Origin of the sequence: Desulfuromonas thiophila (genome assembly GCF_900101955.1) — a bacterium.
Taxonomy (GTDB): Bacteria; Desulfobacterota; Desulfuromonadia; order Desulfuromonadales; family Desulfuromonadaceae; genus Pseudodesulfuromonas; species Pseudodesulfuromonas thiophila.
In genome coordinates, this window is the sequence record NZ_FNAQ01000002.1 from 81,404 (window position 1) to 94,214 (window position 12,811).

Consider the following 12,811-nt stretch of genomic DNA (forward strand, 5'->3'; position numbering starts at 1 on the left):
GGATGCAATGGAGCTGTCAGCAAATTCTGGACATCGTGGGTGGGCGTCTGGTCGGTGCCGGCCAGGCGACGGTGTTGCCACAGCTGGTAACGGGCGTATCGACCGATAGCCGGACCCTGCAGTCAGGTGATCTGTTCATTCCGCTCCGTGGTCCCCATTATGACGGTCACGATTATCTGCGCCAAGCCGTCGAGCATGGTGCGGCGGCCTGCCTGAGCGAGGAGGTGGTTGGTGGTCTGCCCGTGCCGGTGATCCAGGTCGGCAATTGCCTGACGGCTCTGGGGCAGTTGGCCCGTTCGGTGCGGCGTGGTTTTGCCGGGCCGGTGGCGGCCATCACCGGCACCAGCGGCAAAACCTCGACCAAGGAAATGCTGGCCAGCATCCTCTCTTTGCGCGAGGAGGGCCTGCGCACTCTGGGCAACTACAACAATCTGATCGGGCTGCCCCTGACCCTGTGCCGGCTGGAGAGTGCTCATCGCTTTATGGTGCTGGAAATGGGCATGAGTGCGCCGGGTGAAATCGATCAGCTGGCGCGGATCGCCGAACCAACCCTGGCTATTATCACCAATATCGGAGCCGGGCACCTGCAGGGACTTGGCAGTGTCCGTGGCGTGGCGCGGGCCAAGGCCGAACTGCTGGCTCATCTCAAGCCGGGCAGTCTGGCCCTGCTCAATGCCGATGATCCCGAGCTGATGCGCCTGAGCCTGCCTGCCGGTGTGATTCGCCAGACCTTTGGCCTGGGTGCCACAGCCGACGTCAGGGCCACTGACCTGCGACCGGGTCGCGCCATGCAGTTTTGTCTGCACTGTCCGGCCGGCAGTGTCGAACTGACATTGCCACTGCCGGGTCGTCACCAGGTGTACAACGCGTTGGCGGCGGCCGCTGCGGCTCTGCATCTGGGGCGTGACCTGGAAGAGGTTGTCGCGGGGTTGCAGCGTGTTCGCATGGCTGCGGCGCGACTGGAGGTGCGTGAACTCAGTGACGGCACCACTTTGCTGGATGATAGCTACAACGCCAATCCGCAGTCGATGCAGGCGGCCCTGGAGGTGCTGCATAGCTGGCCCTGTCGTGGTCGCCGGATTGCCGTACTGGCCGATATGCTGGAGTTGGGTGAAGCGGCGGCCGGCTGTCATGAGGATGTTGGTGCCTTTGCTGCGGCGCGGGTGGACTATCTGCTGGCACTGGGGAACTACCGTGAGGCGCTGCTTGGTGGCGCTGCTCGTGCCGGCCTGGCGCTCGACTGCTGCCTGGCCTGCGACAGCCATGATGCCATGGCTCGCTGGCTGGCTGAACAGGTGCGGCCGGATGATTGTGTGCTGGTCAAGGGATCGCGCGGCATGCGGATGGAAACCGTCGTCGAATTTCTGTTGCGCCAGGCGGGTAAAGTCGCGTAAAAGAGCGTTTTTCGCCAGAGGAAGGCCCTCATGCTCTATCATCTGCTCTATCCGCTGCACACGGAATTCTCGGCATTGTATGTGTTTCGGTTCATCACCTTCCGGACCATTTATGCCACCATCACGGCGTTGCTGCTGTCTTTTATGCTCGGGCCCTGGGTGATTGACCGGCTTAGCCGGTTGCAGATTGGCCAGACCATTCGCAAGGTCGGACCCGAGTCGCATTTCAAGAAGGAGGGAACGCCCACCATGGGCGGCACCCTGATTCTGATCGCCATCGTTGTTCCCACCCTGTTGTGGGCTGACCTGACGAATCGCTATGTCTGGATCGCTCTCTTTGTCACGGTGGGCTACGGTGTGATCGGTTTTATCGATGACTACAAAAAGGTCAAGTGGAAGAATTCCGATGGCCTGAGCGCGCGTGGCAAATTGCTGTGGCAGCTGCTGATTGCCGCCGTTGCCGGATTGACGCTGTTGCAGGGGACCGGATTTTCGACCCATCTGAGTGTGCCTTTTTTCAAAGGGCTCAACCCCGAACTGGGGCTGCTGTATCTGGGGCTGATCCTGCTGGTCGTGGTGGGTTCAGGCAATGCCGTCAACCTGACCGACGGTCTTGACGGTCTGGCCATCGGGCCGATGATCATCGCCGCCGCTGCCTACCTGCTGTTCGCCTATCTGGCCGGTAACGCCCGCCTGGCGACCTACCTGCAGATCAGCGGTGTGCCCGGTGCCGGTGAACTGGCCATTCTTTGTGGTGCCATGGTGGGTGCCGGTCTGGGCTTTCTCTGGTTCAACAGCTATCCGGCGCAGGTGTTCATGGGTGACGTCGGCAGTCTGTCGCTGGGTGGCGCGCTGGGTATCATCGCGGTGATTGTCAAACAGGAGCTGGTGCTGGTCATTGTTGGCGGCATCTTCGTGGTTGAGGCGCTGTCGGTTATTGTTCAGGTGGCCTCGTTTCGTCTGTTGGGTCGGCGGGTGTTCCGTATGGCGCCGCTGCACCATCATTTCGAGCTCAAAGGCTGGCCGGAGCCCAAGGTGATTGTCCGATTCTGGATCATCAGCATTGTGCTGGCGCTGGTGGCCCTGTCGACCCTGAAGCTGAGGTGAGGCGATGGATGACCTGAAGGGGAAACGGGTGCTGGTGGTCGGCGGTGGCAGCAGTGGCGTGGCGGCCGCCAATCTGTGTCTCAGGCGTGGCGCCTGTGTCAGCCTCACGGACTGTCGCACTGTCGCTGAATTGTCTCATCTGGATCAGCTGCTGCCGGAGGTCGGGCGTGATCTTGGCGGCCACAGCGCTGCATTGTTCGCTGGTGCCGACCTGCTGGTGCTCAGTCCCGGGGTGCCACAAGATCTGCCCCTGATCCGGCAGGCGGTGGCGCGGGGAGTGCCGCTGTGGGGTGAGGTTGAACTGGCCAGCCGCTTTCTGACCGCGCCGATTCTGGCCGTAAGCGGCACCAATGGCAAATCGACGACCACCTGTCTGCTCGGTGCCATGCTGACGGCTGCCGGCAAGCGGGTGTTTGTCGGTGGCAATCTGGGCACACCGCTGTGCGCCGCAGTTGACCAGCCGTGGGATGCGCTGGTGGTTGAACTGTCGTCCTTTCAGCTGGAAACCATCGTGCGTTTCCGGCCGGCGATCAGTGTGCTGCTCAATATCAGTCCCGACCATCTTGACCGTTATGCCGACATGGCTGCCTACTGTACCGCCAAGGGCCGGCTGTTTCTCAACCAGGGGCCGGATTCTGTGCTGGTGCTCAATGCCGATGACGCGGCGGTGCTTGATCTGGCCGATGGCTGTCCGGCACGGCGCTGGCTGTTCTCTCTGCAACGCCCTTTGGCTCAGGGCCTTTCCTACGCTGCCGGTCGGATTGAAGTCCGATGGGATGGCCAGCAGCTGTTCCTGGATACTGACCAGCTGCAGTTGCGTGGTTTGCACAATGTTGAAAATGTGATGGCGGCCCTGGCGGCGGCACTGGCCTTTGGCGTGGCGCCGGCAACTGCCTGGCAGGCGGCTTGCGCTTTTCGCGGTCTGCCGCACCGGATGGAACTGGTGCGCCATCTGGCCGGGGTGCGCTGGTATAACGATTCGAAGGGAACCAATATCGGCAGTGTGCTCAAGAGCCTGGCCGGGCTCAGTGGCCCGATCACCCTGATTGCTGGCGGCAAGGACAAGGGCGGCGATTACGGCCTGCTGCGGCCGCTGCTGGCGCAAAAACGGCCACAGCTGGTTCTGCTTGGCGCAGCCGCCGAGCGTATGGCGCAGTCCTGGAGTGATCTTTGTGCCATTGAGCGGGCGACCAGCTTGGAGCAAGCGGTACAGCTGGCATGGCGGCTGACACCGGCCGGCGGGTCGGTACTGCTGTCGCCTGGCTGTTCCAGTTTTGATATGTTCCGCAGTTTCGAGGAGCGCGGGGAGCGGTTTGTCGCGGCAGTCGAGGCGCTGCCGGAGCAGGATTATGAGCCGGCGACTGACCGCTGATCCAACACTGCTGATCCTGACGGTAGCGCTGACCTGCTTCGGCGTACTGATGGTCTACTCGGCCTCGTCGATCATGGCCCTGCGTGACTATGGCGATGGCTTTTATTTTCTCAAGCGCCAGGGCAGCTATGCCCTGATTGGCCTGAGCCTGATGGTGGCGGCCATGCACATCGACTACCATCTGTGGCGCCGGCTGGCCTTTGTGCTGCTGATTGTCAGTACCCTGCTGCTGGCCGCCGTGTTCTTGCCAGGCATTGGCCTGAGTGCCGGCGGGGCGGCACGCTGGATCCGGCTGCCGGGTTTTTCCTTCCAGCCGTCCGAGGCGGCCAAGGTGGCGCTGATCTTCTATCTGGCCCACTCGGCAACGCGCAAGGAGGACCGCCTCAAGGATTTCAGGTATGGCTTTGTGCCCTACATGCTGGTGTTGGCGGTCTGGCTGCTGCTGTTGCTGGCGCAGCGTGATCTGGGCGGCGCGGTCATCATGACGCTGGTGACCGGCACCATGCTGCTGGTGGCCGGTACGCGCTGGCGTTATCTGTTCCTCAGCGTGGCCACGGCTGGCCCTCTGTTTGTTTACATGATCCTGAGCGAGGAGTACCGCCGCAAGCGGATTCTGGCTTTTCTCGATCCCTGGGATGATCCCCTCAATACTGGCTTTCAGATCATCCAGAGCTGGATGGGTTTCGGCCTGGGAGGCTGGTTTGGCGCAGGGTTGGGAGAGGGACAGCAGAAGCTGTTTTATCTGCCGGAAGCCCATACCGATTTCATTTTCTCGGTGATCGGTGAGGAACTCGGCTTTATCGTGGCGCTGTTGCTGATTGGCATGTTTCTTACTCTGGTACTGCGCGGATTGCAGATTGCCCGTCGGGCTCAGGACGGATTCGGTCGACTCTGTGCTTTTGGTATCAGTTTGCTGCTGGGTCTGCAGGCGTTTGCCAACATGGCCGTGGTGATGGGGCTGGTGCCCAACAAGGGGCTGGTGCTACCGCTGATTTCCTATGGTGGCAGCAGTCTGCTCTGTACCCTGTTCAGTCTGGGAGTGCTCTTGAATATTTCAGCCCAACCGGCCGCTGGCGGCCAGCCATGAGAGTGCTGATTGCCGGCGGTGGGACCGGCGGCCATGTGTTCCCGGCCCTGGCCATCGCCGAGGCCCTGCAGCAGCAGGAACCGGCCGCGCAGGTCGAATTTTTCGGCGTGTCCCGTGGGCTTGAAGCCCGCGCGGTGCCAGCCCGTGGCTTTGCCATCCATCTGGTCGAATTGCAGGGCTTTGCCGGCCAGTCGCTTTGGCGGCAGCTGCTGCTGCTACCGCAGTTGGCCCGCACCCTGGTGCAGGCGCTCGGCCTGTTGCGCCGCTTTCGCCCCGGGCTGGTGCTGGGCGTGGGCGGTTACGCCTCCCTGCCGGCCGTGCTGGCGGCTGGTCTGTTGCGGATTCCGGTGGTGCTGCATGAGCAGAATGCCTGTCCTGGTCTGGCCAATCGGCTGGCGGCCCGTTGGGCTCGTTGTATCTGCGTGGCCATGGCCGAGGCGGAGCATGCCTTTGGTCGACGGCGGGTGGTGCTGACCGGCAATCCGGTGCGGCAGGAGTTGTTCGACCTGCCCGCTGTGGCATCTACGCCGAGTCGTCTGCTGGTGTTTGGCGGCAGCCAGGGTGCCGCCGTGCTCAATCGGGTGCTGCCGGCAGCATTGGCTCTGGTGCGGCGGCAGCTGCCGCAGTTGCAGGTGCTGCATCAGACCGGCAGCCGTGAGGTGGCTGACGTGCGTCAGGCCTACAGTGAACAGGGTTGCGGTGACGGGGTGGAGGTGGTTCCCTTCATTGAAGACATGGCCGCTGCCTATGCCTCGGCTTCTCTGGTGGTCTGCCGTGCCGGCGCTACCAGCATCGCGGAGCTGACCGCCTGTGGTCGGCCGGCGATCCTGATACCATTGCCGACGGCGGCGGGTGATCACCAGCGGCGCAATGCCGAGGCCCTGCAGCGCGCCGGCGCAGCGCGTCTGTTGCCGCAGGCGGAACTGACGGCGGCGCACCTGGCGGAAATGCTGGTGGCGCTGTTGCATAATCGCGCTGAATTGGCCATGATGGCGGCGCAGGCGCGGACACTGGCCATGCCACAGGCGGCTGCTGGGGTCGCCCGAATTTGTCTGCAGCTGGCGAAGGAGCGTTAGTTCGTTTATGTACGGCAGATTTCGTAATATTCATTTCGTCGGTATCGGCGGTATTGGCATGAGCGGCATTGCCGAGGTTCTGCTTAATCTCGGATATGAGGTCAGTGGTTCGGATCTGCGCTCAAGTGAGCAGACCCGTCACCTCGAACATCTGGGTGGCCGCTGTTATATTGGCCATGTTGCCGAGCAGGTGCACCAAGCCCAGGTAGTGGTGACCAGCAGCGCGGTCCCGGCCGACAATGTCGAGGTTCGCGAGGCCCAGCGGCTGAAGATTCCGGTGATTCCGCGGGCCGAGATGCTGGCCGAATTGATGCGCCTTAAATACGGTATTGCCATCGCCGGCACCCACGGCAAGACCACCACCACCAGCATGGTGGCGACCCTGTTGTCCCATGCCGGCATTGATCCGACTGCGGTGGTGGGCGGGCGGCTCAATGCGCTGGGCACCAACGCCAAACTGGGCCAGGGGCCCTTCATGGTGGTGGAGGCCGACGAGTCCGACGGCTCGTTTCTCAGGCTGTCACCGACCATTGCCGTGGTCACCAATATCGACCGCGATCATCTTGACTATTACGCCGATCTCGACGCCATCCGCCAGGTGTTTGTTGATTTCGTCAACAAGATCCCGTTTTACGGTCTGGCGGTGCTCTGTCTCGATGATGCCAATGTTCAGGCCATGCTGCCGCAGGTGCACAAACGTTTTGTTACCTATGGTCTGAGTCCACAGGCGGATTATTACGCCACCGATATTGTTCAGGCGGCCGGTGGTCTGGATTTCACCGTCTGTCAGGCCGGAGAAAAACGCGAACGGCTGCGACTGGAGATGCCGGGCCAGCACAATGTGCTCAACGCACTGGCCGCCTTGGCGGTGGCACGCGAGCTTGATGTGCCCTTTGCCACCATTCGCGAGGGTTTTGCCGCCTTTGCCGGTGTGCAGCGGCGTTTCCAGATCAAGTATGATCAGGCGGTGATGGTGGTGGATGATTATGGCCATCACCCGGCGGAGATTCGGGCCACGCTGGCGGCGGCGCGGGCCGGTTGGGATCGACGGCTGGTGGTGGTGTTCCAGCCCCACCGTTACAGTCGTACCCGGGCCCTGTTCGATGAGTTTGTGACCGCGTTTTATCAGGCCGATGTGTTGCTGGTGCTGGATGTCTACGCCGCTGGCGAGCCGGCCGACCCGGCCGTCTGCAGTGCTGCGCTGGTAGCGGCCATCGCCAATCATGGCCACCGGGCGGCCTGCTACTGCGCGTCGGCAGCACAGGCGCTGCAACAGCTGTGCGAACTGTTGCAACCTGGCGATCTGATGATAACCTTAGGGGCTGGCAATGTCTGGCAGCTGGGTGAAGAATTGATCGCCACCCTGCCGCCGGCGGACCCGGCAGCGTGAAGCTCGACGGCGCCTGCGCCGAACAGCTGCGCCTTGAGCTGCGTGGCACGGTGGCCGCGCAGGTGCCGCTGGCGCCACTCACCCGCTGGCGCATCGGTGGACCGGCCGAATTGCTGGTGCGGCCTGCCGACCGCGATGATGCCCTGCATCTGTTTGCTCTCGTTGCGCAGCAGGGCTGGCCTTATTGCCTGCTCGGCGGTGGCAGCAACTTGCTGGTGGCTGATGCCGGCGTGGCCGGGCTGGTGATCCAACTGGATGCTGTGCGCCTGCTGGAAGAGCCGCGCCCCGCCTGTCTGCGGCTGGGCGCCGGCTGGCCGCTGCCCCGTCTGATTGCCGAAACGGTCCGGCGTGGTCTTGCCGGGCTGGAGCACCTGGCCGGAATTCCCGGTACGGTTGGCGGCGCCGTGGTGATGAATGCCGGGGTCGCCGCCGGTTGTTTCGGACAGCGGGTGCAGCGCGTACTGGTGGTGGAGGATGGCCTGGCCCGCTGGTGGTCAGCGGCGGATTGTGCCTTCGCCTACCGCGACAGCGCCCTGGGAGGCCGGCGCGTGGTTCTGGAGGTGGAACTGGAACTTGCTCCCAGCACCTCGGCGGAACTGGCGGCGCGGCGCGAGGCGGCCCTGCGGCACCGCCGGCAAGCCCAGCGGGTTGGCTGGCCCAATGCCGGCAGTGTCTTTCGCAACCCTCCCGGGTACAGCGCCTGGCAGCTGATTGCCGCCTGCGGCCTGCGGGGTGAGCGGTGCGGCGATGCTCAAGTCAGCGAACAGCACTGCAATTTCATCGTCAATCGGGGAACGGCTACGGCGGCTGAGGTGCTGACGCTGATACGTCGGGTGCAGCAGCGAGTGGCGGGGGCCACGGGGATTTGTCTGGAGCCGGAGATTCATTTTCTCGGCGACTTTGGAGCCATGGATGACGCAAACAGCTAAAAAAATCGCCGAACCCGTTGCCGTTCTCTGTGGCGGCCGTTCGGCCGAACGTGAGGTTTCGCTGCGCAGTGGCGCCGCAGTTCTCAAGGCCCTGCAGCAGCGGGGCTACCGGGCGCTTGCGCTTGATGCGGCAGAGGATCTGCCAGACCAACTGCGCCGCCATGAAATCGCCACGGCTTTTCTGGCCCTGCACGGGCGACATGGTGAGGATGGCACGGTGCAGGGGTTGCTGGAAATCATGGGGATTCCCTACACGGGCAGCGGTGTGCTGGCCTCGGCTCTGGCGATGGATAAGGCCATGGCCAAGCAGATTGTTGCTGCCGCTGGCGTCACGACACCGGCGGCCCGATTGCTGGAGGCCTCTGCCGATGAGGCCGCCTGTACCGCTTTCTGTCAGCAGCAGACCCGTTGGCCCTGTGTGGTCAAGCCGGTGCGCGAAGGTTCAACCCTCGGTATCAGCCTGGTACGGCAGACCGACGCTTTGGCCGAGGCCGTAGCCCAGGCCCGCCGCTATGATCGGCGCGTTTTGGTGGAGGATTACATCGCTGGCCGCGAGGTGACGGTGGCGGTTCTCTGTGGCGAGGCGCTACCGATAGTCGAGGTGCAGGCACCGCAGGGTTTTTACGATTATCAGGCCAAGTACACCCCGGGGCAGACGAATTATCTGGTGCCGGCACCGCTGGAGGCCGGCTGTTATCGCGCTATCCAGCAGGCCGCAGTGCGCAGCAGTCAGGCCCTGGGCTGCCGGGGCGCGGTGCGGATCGATTTTATGGTGGCTGAGGAGGCGTTTTACTTTCTGGAAGCCAACACCATCCCCGGCATGACCGAAACCAGCCTGTTGCCCAAGGCTGCTGCCTGTGTCGGTATGGATTTTGCAGACTTGGTCGAGCGCCTGCTGGCGGACGCTTCTCTCGACCGCTGAGTCGAGGCGCTGCGAACCTTGGCCGCCATGCGCCCCACCCGTCCGCCGCTCAATGGAGATTCCCGTCCCAACCGGCGTAAACGGGAAGCAAAAAAACCGAAGAGGTCGCTCTTTCGTTTTTTTTATAGTCTGCTCATGCTGTTGTGCGCCCTGCTGCTGGCTGCCGCTGTTGTGCTGCTGGTGCAGGTTCTGAGCCAGTCGGATTATTTCCGGGTTGAGCAGATTGAGGTGGAAGGTTGTCAGCGGCTTGACGCGGAAACGGTGATTGCCCTGTCAGATATCCGACAGGGCATGAGAACTTTTGACGTTGATCTTGACCGGGTAGGTCGCCGACTGCAGGAAAGTGACTGGATTGGCCGTGCCGAGGTGACACGCATCCTGCCGCGGCGGCTGGTTATCCGCATCGTTGAGCGGCAGCCGGTGTTCATTCTCAACCTCGACTATCTGTATTATGTCGATGACGATGGCGTGATCTTCCGGGCCCTGCATCAGGGCGATCCGCTGGATTTGCCGCTGGCGGCCGGTTTAAGTCGCGAACAGCTGTTGCAGCAGCGTGAAGCCAGCCAGGATCTGTTGCGGCAGACCGCTGCCTTGGTCCTTGAACTGCGCGCGCGTAAAAGGTTCACGCTGGCGCAGGTGGCGCAGATCCGGATGGATCCGGCCAGCGGGCTGGAGCTCTATACCCAGCCGGCGGCGGTGGCGGTGCGGCTGGGACGTGACGATCATGCCGGCAAGCTTGACCGGTTGGAGCAGATTTATTCACGGCTGCAGCCGCAGCTGGAGTCACTCAGTTATATAGATTTGAATGTGCCGGACAAGGTGATCGTCAAACAGCGTCACTGGTAGGCGTGCATCGACCTGCCGCGTCAGAAGGGCTGGCAGGCTGGGATAACCGGGGAAGGAAGGCTCATGAGTAACCGCAGGGAAAATCTGATTGTCGGGCTGGATATCGGAACGACGAAAATCTGCGCCATCATTGGCAGCATGACGGAAAACGGTCTGGAAATCGTCGGTATCGGTTCCTGCCCGTCACGCGGGCTGCGCAAAGGTGTGGTGATCAATATCGAAAGCACCGTCGAAGCCATTCGCAAGGCCCTGCGCGAGGCCGAACTGATGGCCGGCTGCGAGATTCATTCGGTGTTCGCCGGCATCGCCGGAGCCCATATTACCGGCTGCAATTCGCAGGGGGTAATCGCGATCAAGAATCGCGAGGTGACCGCCGACGATATTCAGCGGGTGATTGATGCCGCCAAGGCCATTGCCATTCCGATGGACCGGGAAGTCATCCATGTGCTGCCGCAGGAATACATCATCGACGATCAGGACGGCATCAAGGAGCCGCTGGGTATGAGCGGTGTGCGGCTGGAGGCCAAGGTTCATATCGTTACCGGTGCTGTCGCCAGTGCCCAGAACATTGTCAAAAGCTGCAACAAGGCCAATGTCAGCGTGGCCGATATCGTGCTCGAACCCTTGGCCTCGGCCGAGGCGGTGCTGTCGTCCGACGAGAAGGAACTGGGGGTGGCCATTGTCGATATCGGCGGCGGTACCACCGATCTGGCCATTTTCATCGATGGCGCCATCAAGCACACTGCGGTCCTGGCGCTGGGCGGCAACCATCTGACCAACGATATAGCCCTGGGGCTGCGCACGCCCAACGCCGAGGCCGAGCGCATCAAGCAGCAGTATGGTTGCTGTCTGACCAATCTGGTGGGCAAGGACGAAACCATTGAGGTGCCGTCGGTTGGCGGCCGCGAGCCGCGGATTCTGTCGCGCCAGCTGCTGGCCGAGATTCTTGAACCGCGGGTGGAGGAGATCTTCACCCTGGTCAATCGCGAGATTATCCGCAGCGGCTACGAAGACCTGATCGCTTCGGGTGTTGTCATTACCGGCGGCAGCAGCATTCTGCCCGGCATGCCGGAACTGGCCGAGCAGATCTTCAATCTGCCGGTGCGGCGTGGCCTGCCCCAGGGGGTCGGCGGCCTGATCGATGTGGTGCGCTCGCCGGTTTACGCCACCGGCGTTGGTCTGGTGATCTATGGTAGCCAGCATCAGAAGGTGGAACACTTCGCCGTCGGACAGGAGGGGGTGTTCAACCGGGTGATGCGGCGCATGAAGGAGTGGTTCAGCGAATTTTTCTGATCACGCGGCCGGGGCAGGCCGATCGTGGCACCGCTTTGCGGAGAGAAGTGGTGCATAAAGCATAAAAAACAAGGAGCAGGGGGAAGCATGTTCGAATTTGATGAAACAGCGGATCAGAGCGCCAAGATCAAGGTTATCGGTGTCGGCGGCGGTGGCGGCAACGTGGTGGAAGCCATGATCCAGGCGCACATCAACGGGGTCGAGTTTATCGTCGCCAATACCGATGCCCAGGCGCTCAAGCGCAGCCGCGCACCCATGAAGGTGCAACTGGGCAGCAAGCTGACCAAGGGCCTTGGCGCCGGTGCCAATCCCGAGGTGGGCCGCGAGGCGGCGCTGGAGGATCGCAGCCGCATTGCCGAACTGCTCAGCGGTGCCGATATGGTTTTCGTCGCCTGTGGCCTGGGTGGCGGTACCGGTACCGGCGCGGCGCCTGTTATTGCCGAGGTGGCGCGCGAAGTCGGTGCCCTGACCGTTGGCGTGGTGACCAAGCCGTTCAGCCGTGAAGGCCGTCAGCGTCTGATCAAGGCCGAAAACGGTGTTGATGAGCTGAAGAAGGTGGTGGATTCGCTGATCGTGATCCCGAATGATCGGCTGATTGGTCTGGCGGGCAAGAACATGAGTATTCTTGATGCCTTCAAGCCGGCCGACGATGTGCTGCGCCAGGCCGTCCAGGGGATTTCCGATCTGATTACCACCGATGGCCTGATCAATGTCGACTTTGCCGATGTCAAATCGGTGATGAGCGAGCGCGGCATGGCGATGATGGGTATTGGTGTTGCCGAGGGCGAGAAACGCGCCAGCGAGGCGGCCAATCAGGCCATCAGTAGCCCGCTGCTCGAGGATATCGACATCTCCGGGGCCAAGGGTGTGCTGGTCAATATCACCGGTTCGAGCAACATGACCATGGAGGAGTTCGACGAGGCTTCGCGCATCGTGCATGAGAAGGTGCATGAGGACGCCAACATCATCATCGGCCTGGTGATCAACGAAGAGCTTGGCGACCAGATCAAGATTACCGCCATCGCCACCGGCTTTGGCGACTCCTTTGAGAAGGATCGCCGCAAACTGCGCGATCTCAAGGATGGCACGGCCCGCTTGCTGGGCACCAAGGTCGATTTTGATGTGCCGACCATTCTGCGTCAGCAGCGCGATACCACCCGCCGCATGCAGCAGCGGGTCAGCGAGGAAGACGAACTGGATATCCCGGCCTTTTTGCGCAAGCGTGTCGATTAAGCTGTCACCGCGCCGGTTCGACCGGCGTGCCCGAACAGCCGCGTCCGTCACCTCCCTGCCGGACGCGGTCTGCTGCCTGCCCGGTGCCGTTCCCTGCGCGGCGCCGGTGGGGCTGGCGTCCCGCCACGCGGTTCTCCGCCCGTCGTGGCCGGGGGGCTGTCC

The 12,811-nt window shown here is 62.5% G+C and carries 11 protein-coding genes; all 11 read left to right on the top strand.

Annotated features, from left to right (window positions below; genetic code table 11):
* Positions 1-2 precede the first annotated feature (2 nt).
* The 11 genes from BLR80_RS02615 (at position 3) to ftsZ (ending at position 12,649) form a co-directional block, all read left to right on the top strand.
* Positions 3-1,394: a UDP-N-acetylmuramoyl-tripeptide--D-alanyl-D-alanine ligase gene (locus tag BLR80_RS02615; RefSeq protein WP_092076001.1), complete on the top strand. Its 1,392-nt coding sequence runs from the start codon at positions 3-5 to the stop codon at positions 1,392-1,394.
* Positions 1,395-1,424: 30 nt separating this feature from the next.
* Positions 1,425-2,501, top strand: coding sequence for a phospho-N-acetylmuramoyl-pentapeptide-transferase (mraY, locus tag BLR80_RS02620; RefSeq protein ID WP_092076003.1), 1,077 nt, complete (start codon positions 1,425-1,427; stop codon positions 2,499-2,501).
* A 4-nt stretch (positions 2,502-2,505) separates the two neighbouring features.
* Entirely contained in the window at positions 2,506-3,873 is a 1,368-nt protein-coding gene (gene murD / locus BLR80_RS02625) for a UDP-N-acetylmuramoyl-L-alanine--D-glutamate ligase (RefSeq protein ID WP_092076004.1), read from the top strand.
* Positions 3,851-4,960: a putative lipid II flippase FtsW gene (gene ftsW / locus BLR80_RS02630; protein WP_092076006.1), complete on the top strand. Its 1,110-nt coding sequence runs from the start codon at positions 3,851-3,853 to the stop codon at positions 4,958-4,960. The genes murD and ftsW overlap by 23 nt, the downstream gene beginning before the upstream one ends.
* Positions 4,957-6,036 carry an undecaprenyldiphospho-muramoylpentapeptide beta-N-acetylglucosaminyltransferase gene (gene murG / locus BLR80_RS02635; protein ID WP_092076008.1) on the top strand — a complete coding sequence of 360 codons (1,080 nt, stop codon included), beginning with the start codon at positions 4,957-4,959 and terminating at the stop codon, positions 6,034-6,036. The genes ftsW and murG overlap by 4 nt, the downstream gene beginning before the upstream one ends.
* Before the next feature lie 7 nt (positions 6,037-6,043).
* Entirely contained in the window at positions 6,044-7,426 is a 1,383-nt protein-coding gene (gene murC, locus BLR80_RS02640) for a UDP-N-acetylmuramate--L-alanine ligase (protein ID WP_092076010.1), read from the top strand.
* Entirely contained in the window at positions 7,423-8,355 is a 933-nt protein-coding gene (gene murB / locus BLR80_RS02645; protein WP_171906285.1) for a UDP-N-acetylmuramate dehydrogenase, read from the top strand. Before murC ends, murB begins: the two co-directional genes overlap by 4 nt.
* Positions 8,339-9,277 (top strand): D-alanine--D-alanine ligase, encoded by a 939-nt coding sequence (locus tag BLR80_RS02650; RefSeq protein WP_092076014.1) that lies wholly within the window; start codon positions 8,339-8,341, stop codon positions 9,275-9,277. Before murB ends, BLR80_RS02650 begins: the two co-directional genes overlap by 17 nt.
* 135 nt (positions 9,278-9,412) lie before the next feature.
* Entirely contained in the window at positions 9,413-10,123 is a 711-nt protein-coding gene (locus BLR80_RS02655; RefSeq protein ID WP_171906286.1) for a cell division protein FtsQ/DivIB, read from the top strand.
* Between the two features lie 63 nt (positions 10,124-10,186).
* The gene (ftsA, locus tag BLR80_RS02660) at positions 10,187-11,416 is read left to right on the top strand and encodes a cell division protein FtsA (RefSeq protein ID WP_092076018.1); all 1,230 of its coding nucleotides are present in this window, start codon (positions 10,187-10,189) and stop codon (positions 11,414-11,416) included.
* 87 nt (positions 11,417-11,503) lie between these two features.
* Positions 11,504-12,649 carry a cell division protein FtsZ gene (gene ftsZ / locus BLR80_RS02665; RefSeq protein ID WP_092076020.1) on the top strand — a complete coding sequence of 382 codons (1,146 nt, stop codon included), beginning with the start codon at positions 11,504-11,506 and terminating at the stop codon, positions 12,647-12,649.
* Positions 12,650-12,811: the final 162 nt, after the last annotated feature.